General features: G+C 68.2%; 28 protein-coding genes and 1 rRNA gene. 14 read left to right on the top strand and 15 right to left on the bottom strand.

The annotated features are described in order from the left end of the window. The first annotated feature begins 227 nt into the window (after nucleotides 1-227). The gene (locus BLT27_RS02950; RefSeq protein ID WP_089731545.1) at nucleotides 228-1,379 is read left to right on the top strand and encodes a site-2 protease family protein; all 1,152 of its coding nucleotides are present in this window, start codon (nucleotides 228-230) and stop codon (nucleotides 1,377-1,379) included. 6 nt (nucleotides 1,380-1,385) lie between these two features. On the opposite strand, the gene BLT27_RS02945 is transcribed toward BLT27_RS02950, so the two are convergent. The 6 genes from BLT27_RS02945 to BLT27_RS02920 form a co-directional block, all read right to left on the bottom strand. After that, a complete protein-coding gene (locus BLT27_RS02945; protein ID WP_089731544.1) occupies nucleotides 1,386-2,078 on the bottom strand; it encodes a competence/damage-inducible protein A in 693 nt (230 codons plus the stop codon). 48 nt (nucleotides 2,079-2,126) lie between these two features. Continuing rightward, nucleotides 2,127-2,936 carry a DUF5803 family protein gene (locus BLT27_RS02940; RefSeq protein WP_089731543.1) on the bottom strand — a complete coding sequence of 270 codons (810 nt, stop codon included), beginning with the start codon at nucleotides 2,934-2,936 and terminating at the stop codon, nucleotides 2,127-2,129. Between the two features lies 1 nt (nucleotide 2,937). Further along, nucleotides 2,938-3,612, bottom strand: coding sequence for a DUF2110 family protein (locus BLT27_RS02935; protein ID WP_089731542.1), 675 nt, complete (start codon nucleotides 3,610-3,612; stop codon nucleotides 2,938-2,940). Continuing rightward, complete coding sequence (locus BLT27_RS02930) at nucleotides 3,612-4,136, bottom strand: transcription factor (protein WP_089731541.1); 525 nt, start codon at nucleotides 4,134-4,136, stop codon at nucleotides 3,612-3,614. The genes BLT27_RS02935 and BLT27_RS02930 overlap by 1 nt, the downstream gene beginning before the upstream one ends. A 135-nt stretch (nucleotides 4,137-4,271) precedes the next feature. After that, on the bottom strand, nucleotides 4,272-5,348 hold the full coding sequence (gene nirK / locus BLT27_RS02925) for a copper-containing nitrite reductase (protein ID WP_089731540.1): 1,077 nt from the start codon (nucleotides 5,346-5,348) through the stop codon (nucleotides 4,272-4,274). 120 nt (nucleotides 5,349-5,468) lie between these two features. Continuing rightward, nucleotides 5,469-7,763 carry a nitric-oxide reductase large subunit gene (locus tag BLT27_RS02920; protein WP_089731539.1) on the bottom strand — a complete coding sequence of 765 codons (2,295 nt, stop codon included), beginning with the start codon at nucleotides 7,761-7,763 and terminating at the stop codon, nucleotides 5,469-5,471. A 220-nt stretch (nucleotides 7,764-7,983) separates the two neighbouring features. Here BLT27_RS02920 and BLT27_RS02915 point away from each other — a divergent pair, with 220 nt between their 5' ends. Continuing rightward, complete coding sequence (locus tag BLT27_RS02915) at nucleotides 7,984-8,514, top strand: halocyanin domain-containing protein (protein ID WP_089731538.1); 531 nt, start codon at nucleotides 7,984-7,986, stop codon at nucleotides 8,512-8,514. 30 nt (nucleotides 8,515-8,544) lie between these two features. On the opposite strand, the gene BLT27_RS02910 is transcribed toward BLT27_RS02915, so the two are convergent. Both BLT27_RS02910 and BLT27_RS02905 read right to left on the bottom strand, forming a co-directional pair. Next, nucleotides 8,545-8,946: a helix-turn-helix domain-containing protein gene (locus tag BLT27_RS02910; protein ID WP_089731537.1), complete on the bottom strand. Its 402-nt coding sequence runs from the start codon at nucleotides 8,944-8,946 to the stop codon at nucleotides 8,545-8,547. Between the two features lie 6 nt (nucleotides 8,947-8,952). Continuing rightward, complete coding sequence (locus BLT27_RS02905) at nucleotides 8,953-9,603, bottom strand: helix-turn-helix domain-containing protein (RefSeq protein ID WP_089731536.1); 651 nt, start codon at nucleotides 9,601-9,603, stop codon at nucleotides 8,953-8,955. 114 nt (nucleotides 9,604-9,717) lie between these two features. Between BLT27_RS02905 and BLT27_RS02900 the strand changes: the two genes are divergently transcribed. Together BLT27_RS02900 and BLT27_RS02895 are read left to right on the top strand one after the other, a co-directional pair. Beyond that, nucleotides 9,718-9,945, top strand: coding sequence for a DUF2249 domain-containing protein (locus BLT27_RS02900; protein ID WP_089731535.1), 228 nt, complete (start codon nucleotides 9,718-9,720; stop codon nucleotides 9,943-9,945). Between the two features lie 107 nt (nucleotides 9,946-10,052). After that, nucleotides 10,053-10,472, top strand: a complete 420-nt coding sequence (locus BLT27_RS02895; protein WP_089731534.1) for a CBS domain-containing protein — start codon at nucleotides 10,053-10,055, stop codon at nucleotides 10,470-10,472. A gap of 24 nt (nucleotides 10,473-10,496) precedes the next feature. Here BLT27_RS02895 and tenA read toward each other — a convergent pair whose 3' ends face one another. Then, nucleotides 10,497-11,156, bottom strand: coding sequence for a thiaminase II (gene tenA / locus BLT27_RS02890; protein ID WP_089731533.1), 660 nt, complete (start codon nucleotides 11,154-11,156; stop codon nucleotides 10,497-10,499). 117 nt (nucleotides 11,157-11,273) lie between these two features. On the opposite strand from tenA, the gene BLT27_RS02885 reads away from it, so the two are divergent. Then, entirely contained in the window at nucleotides 11,274-12,581 is a 1,308-nt protein-coding gene (locus tag BLT27_RS02885; RefSeq protein WP_089731532.1) for a DUF8130 domain-containing protein, read from the top strand. 76 nt (nucleotides 12,582-12,657) lie between these two features. Continuing rightward, entirely contained in the window at nucleotides 12,658-12,891 is a 234-nt protein-coding gene (locus BLT27_RS02880) for a DUF2249 domain-containing protein (protein ID WP_089731531.1), read from the top strand. A gap of 24 nt (nucleotides 12,892-12,915) precedes the next feature. Here BLT27_RS02880 and BLT27_RS02875 read toward each other — a convergent pair whose 3' ends face one another. Next, nucleotides 12,916-13,218, bottom strand: coding sequence for a DUF2249 domain-containing protein (locus tag BLT27_RS02875; RefSeq protein ID WP_245707601.1), 303 nt, complete (start codon nucleotides 13,216-13,218; stop codon nucleotides 12,916-12,918). A 68-nt stretch (nucleotides 13,219-13,286) separates the two neighbouring features. Between BLT27_RS02875 and BLT27_RS02870 the strand changes: the two genes are divergently transcribed. The 4 genes from BLT27_RS02870 to BLT27_RS02855 all read left to right on the top strand — a co-directional run bounded on the left by BLT27_RS02870 (nucleotide 13,287) and on the right by BLT27_RS02855 (nucleotide 15,718). After that, nucleotides 13,287-13,619, top strand: coding sequence for a CGCGG family putative rSAM-modified RiPP protein (locus tag BLT27_RS02870; protein ID WP_089731530.1), 333 nt, complete (start codon nucleotides 13,287-13,289; stop codon nucleotides 13,617-13,619). Between the two features lie 2 nt (nucleotides 13,620-13,621). Further along, nucleotides 13,622-14,749: a TIGR04053 family radical SAM/SPASM domain-containing protein gene (locus BLT27_RS02865; RefSeq protein ID WP_089731529.1), complete on the top strand. Its 1,128-nt coding sequence runs from the start codon at nucleotides 13,622-13,624 to the stop codon at nucleotides 14,747-14,749. Continuing rightward, nucleotides 14,746-15,033: a hypothetical protein gene (locus BLT27_RS02860; protein ID WP_089731528.1), complete on the top strand. Its 288-nt coding sequence runs from the start codon at nucleotides 14,746-14,748 to the stop codon at nucleotides 15,031-15,033. Before BLT27_RS02865 ends, BLT27_RS02860 begins: the two co-directional genes overlap by 4 nt. A gap of 91 nt (nucleotides 15,034-15,124) precedes the next feature. Beyond that, nucleotides 15,125-15,718, top strand: coding sequence for a DUF7998 family protein (locus BLT27_RS02855; RefSeq protein ID WP_089731527.1), 594 nt, complete (start codon nucleotides 15,125-15,127; stop codon nucleotides 15,716-15,718). A 125-nt stretch (nucleotides 15,719-15,843) separates the two neighbouring features. On the opposite strand, the gene BLT27_RS02850 is transcribed toward BLT27_RS02855, so the two are convergent. The 4 genes from BLT27_RS02850 to BLT27_RS02835 all read right to left on the bottom strand — a co-directional run bounded on the left by BLT27_RS02850 (nucleotide 15,844) and on the right by BLT27_RS02835 (nucleotide 19,127). After that, the gene (locus tag BLT27_RS02850) at nucleotides 15,844-16,131 is read right to left on the bottom strand and encodes a cupin domain-containing protein (protein ID WP_089731526.1); all 288 of its coding nucleotides are present in this window, start codon (nucleotides 16,129-16,131) and stop codon (nucleotides 15,844-15,846) included. Between the two features lie 58 nt (nucleotides 16,132-16,189). Then, nucleotides 16,190-17,524, bottom strand: a complete 1,335-nt coding sequence (locus BLT27_RS02845) for a hypothetical protein (RefSeq protein WP_089731525.1) — start codon at nucleotides 17,522-17,524, stop codon at nucleotides 16,190-16,192. A gap of 191 nt (nucleotides 17,525-17,715) precedes the next feature. Continuing rightward, a complete protein-coding gene (locus BLT27_RS02840) occupies nucleotides 17,716-18,279 on the bottom strand; it encodes a tRNA (cytidine(56)-2'-O)-methyltransferase (RefSeq protein ID WP_089731524.1) in 564 nt (187 codons plus the stop codon). A 68-nt stretch (nucleotides 18,280-18,347) separates the two neighbouring features. Further along, a complete protein-coding gene (locus BLT27_RS02835) occupies nucleotides 18,348-19,127 on the bottom strand; it encodes a sulfite exporter TauE/SafE family protein (protein WP_245707600.1) in 780 nt (259 codons plus the stop codon). A 117-nt stretch (nucleotides 19,128-19,244) separates the two neighbouring features. Here BLT27_RS02835 and BLT27_RS02830 point away from each other — a divergent pair, with 117 nt between their 5' ends. From BLT27_RS02830 to BLT27_RS02820, 3 genes are all read left to right on the top strand, one after another. Further along, the gene (locus BLT27_RS02830) at nucleotides 19,245-20,135 is read left to right on the top strand and encodes an SDR family NAD(P)-dependent oxidoreductase (protein ID WP_089731523.1); all 891 of its coding nucleotides are present in this window, start codon (nucleotides 19,245-19,247) and stop codon (nucleotides 20,133-20,135) included. A gap of 99 nt (nucleotides 20,136-20,234) precedes the next feature. Further along, the gene (locus tag BLT27_RS02825; RefSeq protein ID WP_089731522.1) at nucleotides 20,235-21,179 is read left to right on the top strand and encodes an NAD-dependent epimerase/dehydratase family protein; all 945 of its coding nucleotides are present in this window, start codon (nucleotides 20,235-20,237) and stop codon (nucleotides 21,177-21,179) included. A gap of 115 nt (nucleotides 21,180-21,294) precedes the next feature. Beyond that, the gene (locus BLT27_RS02820; protein ID WP_089731521.1) at nucleotides 21,295-21,702 is read left to right on the top strand and encodes a GNAT family N-acetyltransferase; all 408 of its coding nucleotides are present in this window, start codon (nucleotides 21,295-21,297) and stop codon (nucleotides 21,700-21,702) included. Here the strand turns inward: BLT27_RS02820 and BLT27_RS20115 are convergent. Beyond that, complete coding sequence (locus BLT27_RS20115) at nucleotides 21,599-21,994, bottom strand: S8 family serine peptidase (protein ID WP_245707599.1); 396 nt, start codon at nucleotides 21,992-21,994, stop codon at nucleotides 21,599-21,601. The two genes, BLT27_RS02820 and BLT27_RS20115, sit on opposite strands and share 104 nt — an antisense overlap. A gap of 486 nt (nucleotides 21,995-22,480) precedes the next feature. On the opposite strand from BLT27_RS20115, the gene BLT27_RS02810 reads away from it, so the two are divergent. Next, a 16S ribosomal RNA gene (locus BLT27_RS02810) occupies nucleotides 22,481-23,952 on the top strand. Nucleotides 23,953-23,986 lie beyond the last annotated feature (34 nt).

The raw sequence follows: 23,986 nt of genomic DNA, 5'->3' as shown, positions 1-23,986 counted from the left end.
AACGCTCCGGCCCACCTCCCCGACATGTGAACGTTTAAGCTACCGGGGACGCAAGCGCGAGCCATGATGAACCTCGTCCTCGAAACCAGCAACGCGCTGCCGTTCCCGGGCACCGGGTGGGTCGTCCTCGTCGCGAGTCTGGCACTGACTGTCGGCTGGCTGCTCCACATCTACCGGTAGGCACGACCGTGCGGCCGTTTTAACCCACCAAGTCAACTAAAGGGGGTATGCGAAACGTCACCGTTCTCAGAGTCTGGGGTATCCCGATCCGTATCAACATCTCGCTGGTGGTGTTCCTGCCGATACTCGCCTGGCTGCTCGGCGGGGGCGAGCAGATCGGGCTCTACGCGGGCTGGATAGAGAGTGCGTTCGGCGTCGCCGTCGACACCGAGGCGCTCGGCACCGGTTCGACGCCCTGGGTTGTCGGGACGGCCGCCGCCGTCGGGCTGTTCGTCAGCGTGACGCTGCACGAGCTGGGCCACGCCTGGGTCGCGCTGCGGTACGGGCTCGGCATCGAGTCCATCACGCTCTGGATTCTCGGTGGCCTCGCCGCGCTGTCGGAGGTCCCGCGCGAGTGGAACAAGGAGCTCTGGATCGCCATCGCCGGGCCGATAACGAGTCTGGCGACCGCAGGCGTCGCCGCCGGGCTGTTGCTCGTGACGCCGTCGTCGCTCCCCGTCGCGCAGTTCGTCTTCGGGTGGCTGGCCGTCGCGAACGTCACCCTCGCGGTGTTCAACATGCTGCCGGCGTTCCCGATGGACGGTGGGCGCATCCTCCGGGCGCTCCTCGCGCGCAGCCGGCCATACGGGAGCGCGACGCGCATCGCGGCCCGCATCGGCGTCGTGTTCGCGATGCTCTTTGCGGTCGTCGGCGCGATCGGAGTCAACCCCATCATGCTGCTGCTCGCGCTGTTCATCTACGGGGCGGCGACCTCGGAGTCACGGACGGTGCTGCTCGACGAACTGCTCGAGGGCATCACCGTCGAGGACGTCATGAGTCGGGACGTGCCGACGGTCCCAGCCGACGAGACCGTCGCCGCGTTCACCGAGCGGATGTTCCGCGAGCGCCGGACCACCTATCCGGTGACCGACGAAAACGGGGGCGTCGTCGGCATCGTCACGCTGGCGGACATGCGCTCCATCGACCCGGGCGACCGGGAGACCACTTCGGTCGGTCGTGTCGCGAAGGAGGTGCCCCGATTCGAGGTCACGGCCGACGCCTTCGAGACGCTCGCAGCGTTGAACAGCACGCGGGCGAAGAACGCGCTGGTGACCCGGGACGGCTCGGTCGTCGGCGTGCTCTCCGAGGCCGACTTCACCCACGCGCTCTCGATGCAGCGCGAGTTCGGCACCGGACTGCCCGACGACCGGGTCGCCTGACCGGGGCTACGCCTCGGGCCCGTCGACCCGCTCGCGCAGCCAGGTGGCGGCCTCGCGAACCTCGTCCTCGTCGACCCCCGAGAGCTTCACCGACACCGTCTCGCCCGGATAGCTCCCGACCTGCACGTCGAATCGGTCGCGAAGCTCCGCGAACCGGTCGACGAGCTCCGACTCCGCCTCGTCGGCGTCGACGACCTCGACGTGCCGGACCGTCCCGCTGAACTCCGGGGCGACCGTCTCGAACATCCCCTTCATCTCCTCGGGCACGCCCGGGAGGACGTACACCGACTCGACGACACAGCCGGGCGCGACGCCGACCTCGTTGTGCAGGACCCGCGCCCCGACCGGTAGATGCGTGGTGCCGGGCGCGAGGTCGCTCGCCGCGTAGCCACCCTGCTCGGTGAGCCACGCCTCCGCCTCCGCGTTCGCCTCGACCTCGCGGCCGACCGCGGCGGCGACGCCCTCCATCGTCATGTCGTCGTGCGTCGGGCCGAGCCCGCCGGTGACGACGACCGCGTCGTACGCCGCCAGCGACTCGTTGACCACCTCCGCGATGTCGCCCACGTCGTCGGGCACGGTCAGGACGCGTTCGACCTCGACGCCGCGTTCGGTGAGCCGACGGCAGAGCCACGTCGCGTTGGTGTTCGTCGTGTCGCCACTCAGGAGTTCGTCGCCGACGGTCACGACGGCTACGCGCATACCTCTCGCAAGGGTCGGCGTGGACAAAAAACGCGCGCTAGCGGGGAGTCAGCCGGAGCCGTCGCCGCTGTCGAAGCCCATCTCCTCGCGCTTCCCGGTGAGCTCACGGATCTGGTACCAGTAGTAGCCCATCCCCACGAGCGCGGCCAGCCCGAGGACGACCGCGGTGCCGGTGAAGATGTAGTAGTCCCGCTGGAGGTAGTACTTGATCGTCATCCGGCCCGAGACGGGGTCTTCCTCGTCGGTCCACTCGAGGTGGAGCCGGTTATCGTCGTCGACGTAGCTGTTGTCCGCCGAGGGGACGACCTGCCCGAACAGGAAGAAGGAGGTCCGGAAGCCGGACGGCAGCACGACCTCGTAGGTGCCCTCCATGTAGTTCCACAGCCGGAAGTGCTTGGGCTCGGCGGGGCCGGAGAACGCGAGGGTGCCGTTGACGCTCCCGTTCTCGTTCGGGAGCACGACGTGCGTGCGGTAGTTCGTCTTGTACACCCGGAGCTGGGAGCCGTTCACCGTGGTTCCGTTCGGATGGCGGAACCGGAGCGCCGAGATGCCGACCGGGTTGTCGTTGCTGATGCCCCGGGTCCACACCTCGAACTCCTCGTCGGTGCGGTTGTCGATGTGGTAGACGGCGTGGTACGACTCGCCGGTGACGTTGACGAACACGTCGGTCGTCCCCGCGGTCTCGACGGGCTCGACCGTGCCGTTGGTGGTGTCCCACTCCGGAACCTCCTGCCAGTCGTACGTCGCGTTGCGGTCCAGCTGCGAGTCGGAGATACCGTCACCGAACAGCCCGAGACAGCCGGCGCTGGCGGCGAGCAACAGAGCCAGACCGACGCCGAGCAGCAGTCGACGGTTCATACTATGGGACGACGCACTTCAGTTCGGCCGGGAGGTACTCCCCGACGCTGGCGAGCAGGCCCGGCGGGTCGGTGCCCTCGCGGCAGACCACGGACTGTTCGAGCAGGCCGAGGCGTTCGACGGTGACGATGTCCTGGGCGTGGCCGGCGCGGTTGACCGTCGCACGGACCTCGCCGCGGGTCGCGCTGTTGACGTTCAGTCGACCCGTGCCCCGGGTCCAGTCGTACAGCCGGTCGATCTCCGCGTCCGCCAGCCGGGACGGCTCGTCGTCGCCGCCGTAGACGAACCGCATCGGCAGGTGCTGGACGATGCCGAACCGGTCGCGTATCTGTTCGGGCGACCCCTGCCCGAGGCCGAGCTGGTCGGCCGGGATGCGGACGTGCTGCCCGGCGTCGAGGACGAAGCCCTCGTCGTCCCACCGCTGGAGGGTGCCGACGTAGGTCTCGCCCGCCTCGAGCTGCGGCAGTATCTCGCCGTACTCCTCGACGAGGACGTTCCGGGCCGCGACGGCGTCGGGGCCCTCGACCGTCACGGTCGGGAAGTCGTCGTGTCGGACCCCGATGTCGTACTCGACGTCGAGCTCGCCGACCTCGTTGTCGACCAGTGCGCGCAGTGCGTCCATCGACCGGTCTCTCGCGTCGCCCTCGACGTACAGCTTGGTTGCCAGGACGACCATTATGCGCTCGCGTCCACGTTGAGTTCGTCACGGAGCGCAGCGATGCGCTCTTCCATCGCCGTGACCAGCATCTCGTTGTCCATCGACTCGACCGGCGAGCCACACTCGGGGCACTCGAAGCCGAAGTCCATCGCCTCGCCGAACTCGAATCGGATGGAACAGACCTCACAGAGGTAGAACTCGTGGTTTCGCTCGTACTCGTTGCGGTCCTCGAGCGTGTCGAGCAGTCGGTACATCTCCTCCTCCAGGTTCTCCGGGATGTTCTCGTACTGGAACGTCCACAGGTAGGTGAGCCAGCCGGAGTCCTCGTCGCGGAGCCGTCGGTACGAGGCGAGGTCGTTCTCGTAGAGGATGAACAGGGCCCGGCGCACGTCGTTGAGCTCCAGGTCCAGTTCCTCTGCGAGTTCCTCGTCGGTGACCTCGCCGTCCGGCGGGGCGGCCGCGACCGGCATGCCCTTCGGACCGACCAGCTCGTGGAGGTACTTTTGGATGACAGGGTCTTCCAGGAGCTCCTCAAAAGCCATTATGGTAATTCGAGGCTCTCACGCGTTTAAAAGTACCGCTCCGCCCCCGTGCGGGCGTGGGGATGACAGCCGTATCCCGCCCGTGGGCGTCCCCACCGTCAGCACCGCCGTTGCGGGTGTCTCACCGGGCCAGGCTCAGGGGTCCGGGTTGAAGATCTCGGGCTCGGGGGAGCCGTTGACCTGGATGACGCCCATCATGCCCTTCCGGGCGACCCGGGTGAGCGCGTGGTCGACCAGCTTGATGGGTTCGGGGACGGGGGTGTCGATCTCGGCACAGGCGACCGTCCCGGGTGCGACCGGCGCCGTTTCGACGTAGTTCTCGGGGTCGTTCGCGAGCGCGCCGTCGCGGTAGAAGTCCGTCCAGACGTTCCCGATTGCGTGCCAGGAGGAGAGGAGGTTCGGGCCGCCGTTGGACATGAAGATGCGGACCCGGTCGCCCTTGTCGACCTCCATGGGGCCGTAGCCGTTCCCGGTGAACGCGTAGGCTTCGCCGTTGTAGACGACGTAGGTTGGCTCCTCCTTCTTCATCGCCTCGAAGTCGAAGGCGTGGTGGCCCTCCTCGCCGGGGGCCTTGTCCGTGTAGATCTCGTGCTGCCCGAAGAAGAACTCGTGGTCCACCTCGGGCAGGCCGTCCTCCGGCTCCACGAGGATGGCCCCGAACATCCCGGAGCTGATGTGCTGGTCCAGGTTCGGGACCGCACAGTGGTAGATGTGGATGCCCGGGTACATCGCCGTGAACTCGAAGGAGTTGTTCTCCCCCGGGTTCACGTTCGACGCCTCGGCACCACCGCCGGGGCCGTAGACGCCGTGGAGGTCGATGTTGTGCGGCATCGAGTTGTCGTCGGGGCTCTCCAGGGTGATGTTGACCGTATCACCTCGGCGGACGCGAATCATCGGGCCCGGCACCTGCCCGTCGAACGTCATGAAGTCGAACGTGACGCCGGGCTCTATCTCCGCGGTCTCCTCGGTGACGCTGAGCGTCACGTCGTGGTGTCGAGGCTCGCTCCAGTCCACCGGGTCCGGGATGTCCCGTGGGTCGGCCGCGATGCGGTCGACCGTCGTCTGGGCCGGTTCTTGCTGGGTGGGCGTGGACGAAACAGTCGTCGCCTGGTTCCCCTCCGCCGGCTGCTCCCCCGTGGAACAGCCAGCGAGGGTCGCTGCGCCACCGACACCGAGCGCCTGTACGACGCGCCGCCGCGTAGTATCAAACATCCTTTGTCACCTCACATGCGTTGCTTGCGAGGGGACCCACATCAACCGGTCTGGCGGTTCTCACCCGGGTGAAACCAGCGCGAAGGTGTTCGGACTGCCTATTTAAACCAGGGGGAGTGGTCAGTCGTCGTCCTCGGCGAGCACCCTGTTCGGGATGGCGGACGGCCGGTCCTCGTCGCTGGTGGAGACGTCCCGCAGCGAGAACCGTTTCACGAGCACGTCGTAGGCGAAGACCGCCGTCCCGAGGATGATGAGCGCGTCACCCGGGAGTCGGGCCCAGAACAGCAGCTGGATGGTCTCGCTGTTGTAGAACTCGAGACTACGCGCGTACGCGTAGCTCTCGGTGAACGCGGCGTCGAGCTGGAGGAAGCCGACGGGCAGGACGGAGACGAACACCATCACCGCCAGCCCGACGTTCCACAGCCAGAACGCCCACCGGAGCCGCTTCTCGACCCACTCGCCGGGCTCGGTCGAGAGCCGGAGCATGTACGTCGCCATGCCCAGCGCGAGGAAGCCGAACGCGCCGAACATCGCGGCGTGGGCGTGACCGACGGTGAGGTAGGTGCCGTGCTCGTAGTAGTTGATGAGCGGGAGGTTGATGAAGAAGCCGAGCACGCCGGCCCCGACGAAGTTCCAGAGGCCGCTCGCGACGATGAACATGAACGGCAGGGTGTACGGGAACTCCTCGCCGGCGGTGGCGAGCGCGCGGTACTCGTTGATGGCCTCGAACAGGATGAGCACCAGCGGGATGAGTTCGAGGGTGGAGAACACCGTCCCGAGGGGCACCCAGACGTCGGGCTGGCCGACCCACCAGTAGTGGTGGGAGACGCCGATGACGCCGGTACCCATCACGAACAGCGCCTCGAAGACGACCGCCTTCTCGGCCGACCGTTTCCGGAGGAGCCCCATCGACACCAGCGTGAGGGCGACGACGGCGACGATGAAGAACTCGAACGCGCCCTCGACCCACATGTGGACGACCCACCAGCGCCAGAACTCCGTCATCACGATGTTCGTCTGCGGGGTGTACAGCATGCCGGAGACGAACAGGAGGCCGATGGAGCCCCCGGCGTAGATTATCATGTGCGCGAGGCCGTACCGGGGCTCGCGGTCGAGCATCGGCCTGAACCCCCTCGCGACGAGGCCGGTCCAGAGGACGAAGCCGGCGAGCAGGCCGAACTGCCAGAGTCGGCCGACCTCCAGGTACTCCAGCCCCTCGTTGCCGATGATCCACCAGAGCTCGCCGTCGATGTAGCCCTGTGCGCCGAGCCAGACGCCGGCGAGCCCGCCGACGGTCGCGACGACGAGCGCGCCGAGCAGCACGTGGATGTACGTCCGCTGCCGGTCGGGCTCGTGGCCGGTCAGCAGCGCCGGCAGGAACAGCCCGGCCCCGAGCCAGAGGGTGGCGATCCAGAGGATGCCGAGGTCGAGGTGGAACGTCTTCGCCATCGAGAACGGGAACAGGGCGAGGACGTCCACCCCGAGCAGCTCCCCGATGCCGAAGAAGCCGTCGCGCTCGACGTAGTAGTGCGCGAGCAGGCCACCGAGCAGGGTCTGTAGGAGGAACAGCGCGGCGGCGATGGGGATGAACCGCGTCGCCGCGCGCTGGCTCGGATGCAGGTCGACCTCGGACGGGTCGGGAATCTCGACCGCACCGACCCTCGGCTCCGGGAGTTCGACGGACTTGTAGAGCCAGACGCCGACGCCGGCGCCGCCGACGAGGAGCACGAGGCTGATGCTGCTCCAGATCATCGCTCCGCCGGTCGGGACGTTGCCGGCACCGGGTGCGTACGGCCACTCGTTGGTGAACGAGGCGTCACCGCCGGGGCGGTCAGTGTGGGATATCCACGCCGTCCAGAGCGCGAAGTCCGCGAACCGCCGGGCCTCCTCGGCGGAATCGATGGTGTCCGCCGGGACCCCGCGTTCGCGTGCGCCCTCGTGGTACCGCTCGACGTACACCTCGCGCACCTGCTGGTGGGCGTACAGTTCCGCGTCGGAGTACTGGATGCGGTCCTCGACGCTCCCGTCGGCCAGGTCCGACTCGACGAGACTGTCGACGGCCGCCCGGTCCTCGGCCGGGAGCGCGTCGTAGGCCCGCCCGTAGCGCTCGTCGGCGTAGTAGTCGCGCATGAACTGCGTCTTCAACTGGAGCGCGTCCGCGGTGTAGTCGACGCCGTAGTACGCGCCGTTGCCGAGGATCGAGCCGTGGTTCATCAGGCCGTTCTGCTGCATCACCGTCTTGCCCTCGCGCACCTGCGCGTCGGTCACGACGGTCTCGCCGCCAGGTCCGGCGACCTCCTTCGGGATTGGCGGGGTGTGCTCGTAGGAGTAGAGCGCACCGGCCCCCATCACCAGGAGGTTGAACACGAACACGACCGCGAGCAGTTTCGCGAGAGTGCCTCGGTTCACTTCCATACAGGTGGGAGTGGCGCCGTCTCGCACTTGTAACGGGAATCCCGTTCCATCGTCGCGGGACCCCGGCCGAACACGTTCGTCGCCCCGACACGGGGGGTACGAACCAGTTCGCGCCGCGTGACTGTGGTCCCGTTGTGCGGGCGAACGTGTTCGGAGGGCTTCCTGCCGCCTTGGAATCTGAGCGACGTCTATACCGGTGAGTACGCAACCTCAGCCTGTGATGTCACGCGATACGAGACTCGACCGACGGACGTTCGTGAAGACCACTGCGGCCGTGACCGCACTATCCGCCGTCGCCGGCTGTCTAGGCGGGAGCGACGGCCCGAGCGACGGGGGCGACGACGGCGGCGACGAGACGAGCGGCGGTGGCGGTGGTGGCGACGATTCGAACGGCGGTGGCGGCGGGACCGACTTCGGCGGCTGGTTCGACAACGTCGGCAACTTCGACGCGGTCGCCGACCACACCGGCGAGTCCGAGGTGACGGTGACCGTCGGTGCACAGGGCAACGGCGGCGCGTTCGCGTTCTCCCCGCCGGCCATTCGCGTCGACAGCGGGACGACGGTCGTCTGGGAGTGGACCGGCGACGGCGGGAGCCACAACGTCGTCGCCGAGGGCGGGAGCTTCGAGAGCGACCTCGTCGGGAGCCCGGGGCACACGTTCGAACACGCCTTCGACTCGTCGGAGACGTTCAAGTACGTCTGCACGCCGCACGAGCGGATGGGAATGAAAGGCGCAGTCGTCGTCGAGTGACGGCCGATACCGGCTAGCCGCTTCTCGCTGCTACGTCCCGCCGCTGGTCTCCATCCGGAGTTCGGTCCAGAGGTCCTCGAGCCGCTCGTCGGCCGCCGTCGACCGCTGCTCCACGACGGCATCGAGCGACCCACCGTCGCCGGCCTCGACCCGGACCGATTCGAACGCCCGGCGGTACCGCGTCGTCGGCTGGCCGCGGCGGAGCGCGTCCGTCCGCTCGGTCACCAGCCCGGCGTCGACCAGCCGGTCGAGCTTCCGGTAGGTCGTCGAGAGCGGGACCCCGGCTCCGTCGGCGACCTCGCCGGCCGTGGCGGGGTCGTCGAGGAACTCGACGATTGTTCGGCAGTCGTCGTCCGCGAGTGCGCCGACGACGTCCCGGGGGTCCGGCTGTCCGTGGCTGTCGCTATCGACAGCGAGGCTGTCCTGACTCATGGTCGATCAGTGCTCGAGTAGTACGTCCTCGTTCGCGTCCTCGACGAACCGCTTGACGACGGCTTCCTCAGCTCTGTGCAGCGTCTCCGAGGCGGTCGACTTCGCCATCCCCATCCTCTCGGCGAGTTCGGTGAGGGAGCATTCCCGTGGGGTGTCGTAGTAACCGCAGTCGACGGCGGCCAGCAGCAGTCGGAGCTGGCTGTCGGTGAGCAGGCGCTCGGGTTCGACCCGCTGGCTCACCTGCTCGACGGTGTAGGGGATGCCGAACGTGTCCAGCTGCTCGGCGAGCGCGGAGAGACGGTGCTGTGGCGCGGTTATCTCCCACTCCGCCTTGCCGTTCTCCAGGGTGAACGGCAGCTCCAGCGGGACGCCGGAGCCCTGCACCGGGAGCAGGAGAAACGGTGTCGTGGTCTCGAACTGGACCAGTGCCTTCCCGTCGTCGGCCTGCAGTATCTCGAGTTCGGTGACCGTCTCGTCGGCGTCGATCGCCGTGATAACTGGTGGGAGGTCGGTCGCGATGACCTCCGCCAGCCCGACCCCCGCGTCGTCGTCAGTGAGGGCGGCGAGAATCCGGAAGCGTGCCTCGGGATGGTCCCGCGAGATGTCGCCGATCCAGACCCCGTCCGGGACGGTGAGGGTGAGTTCTGCGCGTGGCATGGTTCTTATCTCAACGTAGTCGGGACACACCCCAATCAGTGTTCCCGAACATGTTCGGACAGTCCCGAACCCGTTCGGGAGAACGCCCACCCTCCGGGACCACGAACGACCGGTATGCACACCGACGACGCCACCCAGGTACTCGACGTGCGTGACGCCGACGGCCAGCCGTTCGACCACATCGACGACGCCCTCGCCGCGCTCTCGGGCAGCGAGCGCCTGCTGCTCGTGAACGCCTTCGAACCGGTACCGCTGTACGACGTTCTCGACCGGCGCGGCTTCGAGTACGAGACGGAACGGGTCGCACCCGACGAGTGGCACGTCGCCATCGAGGCGGTCTGACGGTCGGTCCGGGTCGAGTGGGACTCCCGACGACGTTCCCCCGAACCGAGAACCATAACAATTCTTTATGCGGTTCTCCGCGTAGTCCTGGTCAGAGGGGAGAAACAATGCCAATCGAAGACCTAGCAAGAAGCGACGTCGTGACCGCCACACCGGACACACCGGTCGAAACGCTCGCGGCGACGATGGACGAGGAATCGGTCGGGAGCATCGTCGTCACGCGAGACGATTCACCCGTCGGCCTCGTCACCGACCGGGACCTGACGGTGCGGGTCCTCGCCGCGGCGCGCAACCCGACCGACCTGACCGCGACGGACGTGATGTCCGAGGACCTCTGTACGGTCCAGCTCGGGGCCGGGTTCTACGAGGCGGCCACCACGATGGCCGAAAACGGGGTGCGTCGCCTGCCGGTCTGTGACGGGGAGTCCCTCGAGGGAATCATCACCGCCGACGACCTGACCGAACTCCTCGCCGACGAGCAACAGCACCTCGCCGACCTCGTCCGCGCCCAGCGGCCGGAGTACTGACCGCGAGCTGCTCCCTCCCGGTGCTCAGACCGCCCAGCCCTCCTGGGTGTAGGCCATCTCCCAGAATGCGTGCTCGAGCCGGGCACTCGTGAGGAACGCCTCGCGCATCGCGTCGTGCTCACCGGGATAGCGCTCGCCGCAGCGGTCGACGAGCTCGCGCATCCAGCCGACGGCCTCGGCGAACTCGTCGCTCGTGTACTTCTCGACGAACGGCGTGTAGCGGTGCTCCCCGTCCATCCGGTCGGCCATGTGACGGGCGACGTCGAGGTAGCCCTGCCCGCAGGGGTAGATGGCCGCGGCTATCTCGGCGACGGAGCCCTCGTGTGCCGTCCTGACGAGGTAGTTCGTGTACGCGACGCAGGTCGGGGACTTCCGGACTGTCTCGAGGTCGCCGGGCGTGAGGTCGTACCGCTGGGCGAACTCGCGGTGGAGGTCCATCTCGTCGTCGAGTACCGTGTGTGCGACACCGAGCAGATGTGCCATCGTCGGCTCGTCGCGGGCCTTCGTCCCCGCGATGGCGAAGGTCCGGGCGTAGTCGAGGAGGTACCGGTAGTCCTGCTCGACCCAGTGGCGGAACGCCGCCTCGTCGAGCGTCCCATCCGCGAGTTCGGCCACGAACGGGTGCTCGTACTGTGCGGTCCAGATGTGCTCGCCCGCCTCGAGCAGTTCGTCGCTGAATGCCATGGCACTGCAACCGGACGAGAGCGCTATATAAGTTACGAATACAACCGAGTTGTTGGCACTGTAATCGTCGTTTCAGCTTGGCGGGGGATTTTGGTCCGACCCGTTCAACGACGACCCATGCAACGTCGAGACGCCCTGAAGCTCCTCCCGACGACCGCACTCGGCGGCCTCCTCGCCGGCTGTACCGACTCGCTCTCCTCAGGCAACCCGACGGAGACCGCCGGCCGGACGGCCACGCCGACCGCGACGGACGGGAGGACTGACGCGGACGACTCCTCAGATGCGTCGAGGCTCACGGTCCTGTCCGTGAGCACCGACCAGTACGTGCTCCGGCTGAACGACCTCGGCACCGGGCCGGGTATCCAGCCGACACCCCTCTCGGAGTTCGACGACCCCGAGCGGACCGTCGTCGAACAGGCCATCGACGGCGGCTACGAGACCGACGAACGGCCCGCCTGGCTCCGGCAGTTCGTCGCGAACACTCGATACGTCAGGAGCGACGACAGCTACTACGAGCTCGAACACACCCTGCCGACGTCCGTGATCACGGCGGACCGGGTCGACAGGAGCCAGGTCGACTCGGTCGCCAGCTACGAGGAGTACGAGGCCGCGGTCACCCACGAGGGCGTCGTCTTCTCCGGCCTCGCTCGCGTCGCCCTCGACGGGGGGTTCGAGACGCCGTACGTCTGGCCGAGCCTCGACTCGTTCCTCGACGACTACGACGCCGTCGACTACCGGGGCGAGACCGTCCGTCTCACGCTCGCGACGGTCGACGCGGCACCACCCTACACCGTCACCGCGACAGCGGTCTCCGCCTCCGAAATCGCCGACGGCGCGGTGTGGGACGCCAAAGACGCCCGCCCCGCCGTCCGCGAGGTCCTCCGCGAGGCGGGCGAGGCCTCGGGCGTCTACTCGCTCGACGACCCGCCCGAGGGACTGCTCGCCGGGCTCGACGAACACGACTACGTCTACCTCGACGGGCGCTTCTACACGACGTACATCGAGAACCGCGAGCCGCTGCCCGTGACGCTGGACGCGACCGCCGATGAGGGCAAGGACGGGCCGACTCTCCGACTCGCCCTCCGGAACGACGCCGACGGAGCCGTCTCCGTCACGAGCGGCGCGCCCGCACCGTTCGGCGTCCTCTCGCTCCGCGCCGCGGACGGTGACCGACGGTCGCTGCTCTGGACGGACGCCTACGAGGAGAGCGACCACGTCCACACCGAGGGGCGGTCGGTCACGGCCGTCAACAGCATCGGGCTGGCGACGGAGATCGAAGCCGACGGCACCGTCTCCCGAACGTTCCAGGTCGCACCGGACATCGAGTCCGGCGAGTACGTGCTCGACGACAGCGTCGGGGTCAGCGCCCCGAGCGAGGGAGAGGAGGGGACGCTGGACTACACCGTCCGCGTGCGCGTAGAGTGACCGCGGCTGGAGCGACGTTGTCGTGCGAACGTGTTCGGGCCAAGGCCCACGCCCACACCGACGCTACCTCCACCCGATGCCCGAGAACCAGATCGACGTTCGCGACCTGCCACCCCAGCAGCGACACCCCGAGATACACGACGCCTTCGAGGCCCTCGAACCGGGCGAGGCGCTGACGCTCGTCAACGACCACGACCCGAAGCCGCTGTTCTACGAGTTCCAGGCCGAGGTCGAGTCGTTCGACGCCGACGCCTACACCGTCGACCGCGTCGCCGACGACGAGTTCATCGCGACCCTCCCGAAGAAGTAGCGACGAGGCAGTCGGGCCGCCGGTTCACTCCTGCCAGACGGCGGTGACGACACCGTCGTCGGTCTCCGCCGTGTCGTACTCGAAGCCGCGCTCGGTCAGCCGCGGGTAGAGATGCTGCGGTGCGCGGTCGTTCACCTGTACGAGCACCGCGCCGTTCGCGTCGGCGGCCCACTCGAGCGTCCGCTGGAGCGGCTCCGGTGGCGGGAGCTCGCGCGCGTCGAGCAGTTCACACGATCTGTCCGCCGGTGCGGTCGTCGCCGCACGGAGTGTCTCGGCGTCCATGCCCGAGAGTTCGGTCCGGTCACACTGGGCGGTGTCGCCGAACACGTTCGGTCGTAGAGCGTGCGAACATGTTCGGGACTCCTGTTTCGGCAGTTCCGCCCCCACTGTCTGGTATGCCGAGTGTCTCACACGACGATACGGAACCCGCGGACGGTCCAGCACACGAAGGCTCCTGGTCGGTCAACCTGGAGCAGCCCGAGTACGCCGACAGCCCGGCGTCGGTCGTGGACGACGCCCTGGCCGCCATCGCGGCAACCCGGCCGGGATTCCACGTCAACCTCGTGACCCACGGCGACTGCGGCCACCCGGAGCGCTACCTGTTCGACGCGCTCGCGGAGGCGGTCGGCGACGCCGCCAGCTGGGAGTACGTCGAACAGTGCGGTTGCGGGGGCCACGTCACCCGGGTCCACCTCGAGGACGACTGGACGCCCGACGACGACGCCTGACCATGCACGTCGATACGGACGAACGGCCCTTCGTGCTCGTCTGGGAGCTGACCCAGGCGTGCGAGCTGGCCTGCGAGCACTGCCGTGCAGACGCACAGCCACGCCGTCACCCGGACGAGCTGACGACGACCGAGGGGCGACAGCTCCTCGACGAGGCCCGCGGGTTCGCCGACGGACAGATCGTCGTCCTCTCCGGCGGCGACCCACTCGCCCGCGACGACGCGGTCGACCTCGTCGACTACGGCACCGAGCAGGGCCTCCGGATGACGATGACGCCCAGCGGCACCAGCTCGCTCACCCGCGACCGGCTCGACGACCTCGCGGACGCCGGGCTCCGACGGCTCGCACTGAGCATCGACGGCGGCTCGGCCGCCGCCCACGACGCCTTCCGTGGCGAGTCGGGGAGCTTCGAGTCGACGGTCCGCGCGGCGCGTCAGGCCCGCGAGGCCGGCCTTCCGCTCCAGGTGAACACCACGGTCTGTGCCGACACCGTCGCGGAGCTCCCGGCCGTCCGCGACCTGGTCGACGAACTCGGGGCCGTCCTCTGGTCGGTGTTCTTCCTCGTCCCGGTCGGGCGGGGGCGGCTCCTCGACCCCGTCCCGCCCCAGCGGGCAGACCGCGTGATGGGCTGGCTCCACGACGTCCGCGAGGACGCCGACTTCGGCGTCAAGACGACCGAGGCACCCCAGTACCGCCGGGTCGGACTCCAGCGGCGCCAGGGCGACGGTACTGGTGGTGCGCCGGGTGACGGCAGCGACGGGGCACCGTCCAGCCGTGGCGACGGCCCACCGGCTGGTATCGGCCGCCGGACCGGCATCACCGCCGGGGACGGCTTCGCGTTCGTCAGTCACGTCGGCGAGGTGTACCCCTCCGGGTTCCTGCCAGAGCCGGCGGGCGACGTCCGCGACGAGAGCGTCGTCGACATCTACCGGGACGCGCCGCTGTTCGAACGACTCCGGGACGCCGACGCGCTCCGCGGGAAGTGTGGCGCGTGCGAGTTCCGAGCCGTCTGCGGTGGCAGCCGCTCCCGAGCGTACGCCCACACTGACGACCCGCTGGAGAGTGACCCCCTCTGTCCCTACGTGCCCGACGGGTACGAGGGGCCGTTGCCGGAGCCGACTCGCGGATGACGACGACCCAGCCCGAGATGGACCGGAAGGACGCTCCCGAGCACCCGGCGGGTGCCGAACAGCGCGCCAGACGCGTCCAGCGCGAAGCCGTCGAGACGGCGTGCTCGCACCTCGCCGCCAACGGTGCCCTGACCGCGGAGCGACAGCAGGCGGTGGCTCGGCTGGCCGCACGCCTCCGCCGGCGACTGGTCGACCGCTCTGTCGCGGCCGCACGCGGTCAGGGGTGTCGTGAGGACGACGAAGCGCTCGACCCCGCGGTGGTGGCGGCCCTGTTCTCCGAGTGAACGTGACACCGTCGGCGACTCCCCGGAGCGAGGTGACCGGGCGAACATAATCGGGGACAGTGGCTGGGGGCGGGAGCCCGAAGCGACAGCCATGCAGGGATTCTCATCGCCCTTCGGAGGCGGCGACGCGTCGTTCGACGACGCCGGAACGTTCGTCCCCGAGCACCTCCCGGAGCCGGGACCGTTCCTGACCGACCACGACGTGTTGACCGGGAACGAACACTGTGCGGTCCACGGAACAGCCGCGACTCTGTTCGAGGAGCGTGGCGTCTACGACGCGACGTTCGGCTACAACCTCGCGCGGCTGAACCGCGACCAACGGCACCCCGACGCCGGCTTCCGGTACGCGGTGGACTCCGAGGACGGGCGGCGGGTTCTGCGGGCCGAGTTCACACCGACGACCCCGTTCTGTCCGCAGAGCAACTCGCTCGTCGTCGGCTCCTTCCGAGCGTGGAACGGACTGGCCGACCAGCACGCGTTCGACCTCGTGCGGGTCCGGGTGGCGACGATGCACAACGAGAGTGGGGTCATCAACGACGCCGTGGTCGAGCTCGAGGCGACGTTCGAGGAGACCGGTTCGGTTCCGGAGCCGTCGGCGGTCGGCGGTTCGTCGTCACCCGGCGGCGATGCTGGTGGGTCGTCGCTCGGTGGCCAAGCTGGTGGGTCATCAGACGCTCCGTTCTGAGGCGAACAGGCACCACTCTCGCTGCCGACGGCGACGTGGTGCGCAGCCGCTGCCCGCCGTCGGACCGGTCTCAGGTCACGCCGAGCCTGCCTGCGGGATGGTAGAAAAACCGTGGGCTGGTCCGGTCAGACGAACGTGACGAGGACCGTGCTCGCCTCCCTCGCGTGCGGAGAGATGTCCACGTCGCCGTCGAACCGAGCGAGCTCGCCGGCTTCGAGTTCGAGGACGTCGTCGCCCAGCGAGAGGTCGACGGCGCCGTCGACGACGTGGAAGAGCACGACATCGTCGGGATGGCGGTGTGCGGGGAGCCGCTGGTCGGCCTGGAGCTCGAGACGGACGACCTTCGGCGGTGCCTCGAAGACGGTCGCGTGTGGTGCGTCGGTCAGCTCGGGGAGGGAGACGACATCGGTCATGCGTCTCGACGTTCTCGCCCCGGCTCAATCCCGGTTCGCCCGCACATGTTCGGCCGGCTCAGTCGCCCGACGCGGTGCCGACGAGCGTCGGGACGACGCCGTCGCCGTGGACACGGACGACCTGGAGCAGGTTCGCGCTGCAGAGCACGACACCCAGGAGGAACAGCCCGCTCCCTGCGAGGTCGAGCCACGCGGGGACCAGCGGCCAGTCCGCGACGACGAGGCAGCCGGCCCCGGCGACGGTCGCGACGAGGTCGACCGTCGCAACCCTGTCCTCGTACAGGTCGTCGATCATCGGGACCGGCTCGTAGCCGAGCCGGTCGGCGTAGCGGTGGACCCAGACGACGAACGGGACGACGTGGTACAGCGTCCCGAGCACGACGAAGCCGACGACGAACAGTGCGAGTGACTCGAAGCTCGCACCGAACCGTGCGTCGAACGCGAGCGGATTCCGGAGCCACCGGGGAAGCGTCGCGACGGCCCAGCCGGCCATCCCGACCGCGGCGACGGCGTACCGGGTGAGCATCGGTGTGCGGGGCACGCGTGCGGCGTGGAGCCGCCGCGCGAGGACGACGCCGACCGTGGCGACGCCGGCGACGACGAGCAGGCCGCCGACCCGGGCTAGCGGGGTGTTCGCGACGAGCCGCCCCACCGCGAGTGCGAGGACACCGACCGGGAAGACCGCCGTCTCGACGGTGGCGAGCGCGCGGTCGAGGCGGTCCAGCTCGGTCTGCGTGAACATCGTCGCGAGCTGGTAGAGCGCGCCGAACACCGTGGTCAGCACCGCACCGAAGACGGCGAGCGTCGCGTGACCCCCGACCAGCTGGGCTCTGGGAATCGTCCCGACCCCGAGCAGCGCACGGGTAAGATCGAGTGCGAGGACGACGCCGAGGACGGTGACGAGCACGAAGCACCCGAGCGCGAGCAGGAAGTGTCGCTCGGTGACGTCGAGCGGGCGGGCCGCGAGCAGGGTCCGACCGACGTTGTAGGCGAAGGTCCAGAAGCCGAGTGCCAGCACGGCACCAGCGACCGGCAGGGCTGCGAGGCTGCCGGCGAGCATCGCGGCGACCAGGCCGGTGACGCCGAGTGCGAGCAGCCAGAGCTGGACGACCGCGAGCCGGCTGGAGTGCAGTTCGACCCCGGACCAGACGGGGACGAACTGGGTCATCGCCCCGGCGATAGTGAGACAGACCCAGCCGACGAGCAGCAGGTGGACGTGGGCGAGGGGGGCGAGACCGGGGGCCGCGTCCGCGACTCCCGTCGCGTCGACCGCGATGGCGACGCGCAGGACCGCCGCGGCGACGAGGAAGCCGAAGCCGACGACGAAGTGCCGGAGCGGAACCGCCATCGGTGGCTGACTGTCCGTGTCGATGTCGCCTGGGATCGCGCTCATGGGTCGATGTAGGTTCCGCCCGGCCGAGGCTGGTCCCACGAACATGTTCCTGACGGCGGATGGGGGGAGAAGGGAGGTCGAGCCAACGGAGGCTCACCCATGGCACGGGCAGTTCGAACGTGGCACCGATGGGTCGAACCTCCTGTCCCGAACCCGTTCGGGGCGAGAGTCGCGGCCGGTGCCGGGCCTGGTCACTCAGCCCGTTCGTCGGTCGCGGGCTCGTCGGTCGGGACGACGCGCTTGCCGGTCTCCTTCGGGACGACGCGGCGGTCGGCGTCTTCCCACTCGCGGTCGAGCTCGCGGCCACCGAACAGCCGGTCGAGGAACACCGCGAGGCCGGCGACCTCGGAGTGCGGCTGGTTCGTCACCGCGACGTTGTAGTCGGCGTGCTCGTACACGTCGAACGGCACCTTCTCGGAGCCGACGACGACGAGCAACGGCGCATCGGCTCTGGCCTCGCGGATCTCCGTCTCCACGTCCTGGACGCGCTCCCCGTACATCGTCAGGTGGACGACGACGCCGTCCCAGTGCCGGACGGTGGCGGCCGGCGAGTCGGTGAGTTCCACCTCGAACGGCCCGCCGAACCGGCCAGTGATGTCCGCCACCGTCTGGCGGGACTGGTCGGCGTTGTCGGGGTAGACGACGCGGTCAGCGCCGAGGGCGCGGGCGGTGAGGCCGACGTGGGTCGTCATCCGGTCGTCCCGGCCCGGCCGGTGGGCCAGGCGCAGGACGGCCACTTCGGGTTCTCCCTGCATATCACCGGCTACGCCGGTCGCTCGTTAGGGGGTTTCGCTTTCCTCGGGCCCGGCGGGCTCCGGTGCAGTCACACTCCGAAGAGCCCCCTGGCGAGGAGTCTGACGGCGATGACCGCGAGCAGCAGGAAGGTCCCCGCGGTGACCGCCCGCTCGGAGAAGTACCGTCGGCCGCGCTGGCCGAGCGCGACACCCACCACCCCCGGGACCGCGGCGGCGACGGAGAGGAGGAGGGCGTCGCCGCCACCGAACAGTCCGAGCCCCCACGCGAGGCCGACCCGAACGAGCGAGACACCGATGAGTATCATCGCGAGCACACCGGCGAACGTCTCGCGGTCGAGGTCGAGGCTGTCGAGGTAGGCGACGACCTGGACAGCGGCGTTCGAGGCCCCGAAGACGAAGCCGGAGGCGAGCCCGACGCCGACCTTCGCCGGGAGCCCCGGCGTGAAGCAGACCGCGCGGAGGCGGGCGATCCCGGGGACCGTCGCGTACGGCTGTTTGAGGACCACGTAGCCGACGGTGAACAGGCCGAGTCCCGTCGCGAGCACCCGACCTGGCACGTCCTCCAGCACCAGCATACCGAGGACGGTACCGACCGCGGCTGCGGCCACGTAGGGCCAGAACCGACGGACGCACGACCGGAGTCCAGCGGCAGAGAGCGTGCGGGCGACCGAGAGGTTCGCCACGAGCATCGGGAGAATCATCACCACGACCGCGGCCGCGGGGTCGAGCAGGGTCGCAAGCACCGCCGTCGAGGCGATGGCGTAGCCGAAGCCGACGAGTCCCTTCACCACCCCGCCGAAGCCGACGACCGCGAGCACCAGAACGACCATCGTCGTATCGAACGTCACGACTGACCACTCCGCGGTCGGCCGCAAATACCCTCGGGGGGCCGTGCACCGTCGACACACTGCCGCGACGACCGCCACCACGGCCACGCTTTTCTCGCCGCCGCTCCAACGGCGGACATGACCAGACCGGAAGCCATCGCCGGTGTCTCGGGCGTCGACCTCGCCGGACGGACAGTCCTCGTGACCGGTGCGACCAGCGGCGTCGGGCGGGAGACGGCGCTCGCGCTCGCCCGCATGGGTGCGCGGGTGTTCGTCCACGGACGGGACCGCGAGGCCGGACGCGCGGTCGCGACGGCGCTCGACGACCTCGGGGCGGACCCGGTGTTCTTCCGGGCGGACTTCGCGAACCCCGAGTCACCCGTCGACCTCGCCGCTGCCGTCGGTGAACACACCGACCGCCTCGACGTGCTCGTGAACAACGCCGGCGCGTACGTCGACGAGCCGAGGCGCAGCGACGGCGTCGAGCTGACGTTCCGGGTGAACCACCTCGCGCCGTTCGCGCTGACGCGGGCGCTCTCGGAGTCGGGCGCGTTCGCCGAGGGCGCGCGTGTGGTCACGGTCGCCAGCGCCGTCCACCCCCGGGCCGACGCGGGCGACCTCAGCCGCGAGGCAGTCACGTCAGTCGGCGACTACGACGGGCTGCAGGCGTACGCCCGGTCGAAGCTTGCGAACGTCCTGTTCACCCGCGAACTCGCACGACGGGAGCCCGACCTGCGCGCGAACTGCTGTCATCCGGGCCTCGTCCCCGGCAGTGGCCTCTGGCGCGACGCCTCGCTGCCGATTCGGGCCGGCGTCGGGCTGCTCTCCGTGCTTCCGGCTCCCGTCCTCGAACGAGTCGCCGACAGTCCGCGCTCGGCCGCCGCGACCAGCGTCTTCCTCGCCGCCGGGGAGTACGCCGAGTCGGGCGCGTACTTCAGCGACTGCGAGCCGACCACGCCGTCGCCGGCGGCCCGGGACGACGAGCTGGCGGGGGCGCTCTGGGAGCTCAGCGAGGACCTCGCAGCTTGACTTCCGTGCGCGCGGTGGGACGGTCCACACGCCGTGTCCCTGACCGGTCGACGACGGGAGACCAGAACACACTTGCCGGCCCCTCGCACACCCCAGGACATGGACCTCACCGACAGGCACGTCGTCATCACTGGCGCGGCCGGACTGGTCGGCTCGCATCTCGCCGCCGAGCTGTGTGACGACAACCACGTCGTCGCCGTCGACAACCTCTCGAAGGGCTCCCGCGAACGGGTGCCCGACGGGGTCGAGTTCCGACAGCGCGACGTGACAGAGCCCGACGACGTCGCCGACGTCATCACCGAGGACGTGGACATCGTCTTCCACTTCGCGGCGTACACGGACACGAACTACGACGACGGTCGCCGGCTGTTCGAGGAGAACACCGAGATGACCTACAACGTCCTCGAACGGATGGACGAGGTCGGCGTCGACAAGCTGGCCTTCACCTCCTCCTCGACCGTCTACGGCGAGGCCCCGATGCCGACGCCGGAGGACTACGCGCCGCTCGAACCCATCAGCATCTACGGCTCCTCGAAGCTCGCCGACGAGGGGCTGCTGTCGACGTACGCGCACTCCTACGGCATGCAGATCTGGTGCTACCGGTTCGCCAACATCGTCGGGCCGAACCAGCGCGGCAACGTCGTGCCCGACTTCATCGAGAAGCTGCTCGACGACCCCGGGACGCTGACCATCCTCGGCGACGGCCGGCAGGAGAAGTCCTACCTCCACGTCGAGGACTGCATCGACGCGATGTGCCACGTCGTCGAGCACGCGGACGCCGACTTCAACATCTACAACCTCGGCACGCGTACCACGACCGCCGTCACGGCCATCGCGGACATCGTCGCCGACGAGATGGGGCTCGACCCCGACTACGAGTTCACCGGCGGCGACCGCGGGTGGACCGGCGACGTGCCGAAGATGCGCCTCTCCATCGAGAAGCTCTCAGCCCTCGGCTGGGAGCCGCCCCGCTCCAGCGACGACTGTGTCCGCGAGGCGACCCGCCAGCTCGTCGACGAACTGCGCGCCGAGCAGGCGGACTGACCGTCGGATATTTGTCGCGGACGGCTGGCGCTTCGGGCATGCTCGGCGAACTGTTCCTCCGCGGTGACCGCGTCGAACTCAGAACGCTCGAAGACGAGGACGCCGGGCACCTCCAGTGGGCCCGCAACGACTCCGAGTTCCGCGTCCGCTCCGGTGGCCGCCCGAGCCGTTCGACGAACACGACACCGAGGGATTCCTCGACTTCCTCCGACGGGACGACACGCACGCCCTGACGGTCTGTCTCGACGGCGAGTACGTCGGCATGGTCACGCTGAAGAAGGTCAGGCGGCCCGCCGACGTGGCCGACGCGTGCGAGTCGCTGTTCGACTACGGCTTCGACCCGCTCGGACTCAACAAGATCGGTGCGAGGGCGTTCGCGTCCAACGAGCCGTCCCGGTCGCTCCTCGAATCGCTCGGGGTCACGCTCGAGGGGACCCCTCGCGAGGAGCGGTTCGCGAACGGCGAGTCCCACGACGTGCTCCGGTACGGCCTGCTCGCGCGAGAGTGGCGAGTCGACGGCTGACTGGCCTCCGTGCGGGAATCCGGACCGGGGGCCCGGACCGATTAGTCGTTCGAGGAGTCGAACCCGAGCGCGGCGGCGGTTTCGAGGAGAAGTCGCCGAGCGTGTCGTCGGACACGGTCGAGCTGACGGCCACCACGGTGCTGTACGACGCGGGGGAGCCGACGCAGTCGGAGTACTGCCCGCTGTTACCGGCGGCGGCGACGAGGAAGACCGCGTTGTCCACCGCGTACTGGCAGTCGTCCCGGGCAACGCACGACGACGAACCGCCGAGGGTGCTGCTGCTGACCCCCATACCTGGTCCGCGACGTACTCGGTGCCGGCCGCGATGTCGGATACGAGCCCGACCCCCGACAGTCGAACAGACCGACTCGCGGGTGTCTCGCCTCCCGAGAGTCGCTGCATCGACGGTTCGTGAGAGCGCCCCCGGAACCACCCGAGACGGGTGGCCAACCGGACCGGAGTATGTAGCCGTATATATCCACCGAAGTCGCCGCCTGCAGGCGATGAGAACCCGTAGCAGGCGGCCTCCGATTCGTAGGCCTTTTATATTCACCCTCCACTCGTAACTAATGCGAAGGACGCACCGGGCGCACCCCGGTGGCGTCAGGGCCACACCGGAGTCGGTGTGGCCTCGAACCATGAGGATTCCACCCCTGCGGTCCGCCGTACACGATGGAATCTGATACGAGCCTTGGTGGTTCGGCGACATCCGGTCGGCCGTCGTCGACCACACATACCACGACAGCAATTTCCGCCACCCCCGTGCTCTGCACGGGACATTCCGGTTGATCCTGCCGGAGGTCATTGCTATTGGGATTCGATTTAGCCATGCTAGTCGCACGAGTTCATACTCGTGGCAGATAGCTCAGTAACACGTGGCCAAACTACCCTATGGAGGACCATAACCTCGGGAAACTGAGGCTAATAGTCCATACGACTCTCTCCCTGGAACTGGGTTGAGTCAGAAACGCTACGGCGCCATAGGATGTGGCTGCGGCCGATTAGGTAGACGGTGGGGTAACGGCCCACCGTGCCAATAATCGGTATGGGTTGTGAGAGCAAGAGCCTGGAGACGGAATCTGAGACAAGATTCCGGGCCCTACGGGGCGCAGCAGGCGCGAAAACTTTACACTGCACGACAGTGCGATAAGGGAATCCCGAGTGCGAGGGCATAGAGCCCTCGCTTTTCTGAACCGTAGGGTGGTTCAGGAACAAGAACTGGGCAAGACCGGTGCCAGCCGCCGCGGTAACACCGGCAGTTCGAGTGATGACCGATATTATTGGGCCTAAAGCGTCCGTAGCTGGCTGTGCAAGTCTGTTGGGAAATCTGCTCGCTCAACGAGCAGGCGTCCGGCAGAAACTGTGCAGCTTGGGACCGAGCGATCCGAGGGGTACGTCTGGGGTAGGAGTGAAATCCCGTAATCCTGGACGGACCACCGATGGCGAAAGCACCTCGGAAGATCGGATCCGACAGTGAGGGACGAAAGCTGGGGTCACGAACCGGATTAGATACCCGGGTAGTCCCAGCTGTAAACGATGCCAGTTAGGTTTGGCGCGGGCTACGAGCTCGTGCTGTGCCGCAGTGAAGACGATAAACTGGCCGCCTGGGAAGTACGTCCGCAAGGATGAAACTTAAAGGAATTGGCGGGGGAGCACTACAACCGGAGGAGCCTGCGGTTTAATTGGACTCAACGCCGGACATCTCACCAGCTCCGACAGTATGCAGTGACAGTCAGTGTGATGAGCTTACTTGAGCTACTGAGAGGAGGTGCATGGCCGCCGTCAGCTCGTACCGTGAGGCGTCCTGTTAAGTCAGGCAACGAGCGAGACCCGCATTCTTAATTGCCAGCATGGGCCTTTGGCCTGATGGGTACATTAGGGGGACTGCCAGTGCTAAACTGGAGGAAGGAACGGGCAACGGTAGGTCAGTATGCCCCGAATGAGCTGGGCTACACGCGGGCTACAATGGTCGAGACAGTGGGATGCAACCCCGAGAGGGGGCGCTAATCTCCGAAACTCGATCGTAGTTCGGATTGTGGGCTGAAACTCGCCCACATGAAGCTGGATTCGGTAGTAATCGCCTCTCAGAAGGAGGCGGTGAATACGTCCCTGCTCCTTGCACACACCGCCCGTCAAAGCACCCGAGTGAGGTCCGGATGAGGCCCGGAAACGGGTCGAATCTGGGCTTCGCAAGGGGGCTTAAGTCGTAACAAGGTAGCCGTAGGGGAATCTGCGGCTGGATCACCTCCACAGATCGGGACCAGACGATACGTCTGGCCCACCT

This window comes from Haloarchaeobius iranensis (genome assembly GCF_900103505.1).
GTDB classification, from domain to species: Archaea; Halobacteriota; Halobacteria; order Halobacteriales; family Natrialbaceae; genus Haloarchaeobius; species Haloarchaeobius iranensis.
Note: the sequence above shows the minus strand (reverse complement) of the source record. Positions and strands in the feature narration are given on the sequence as shown.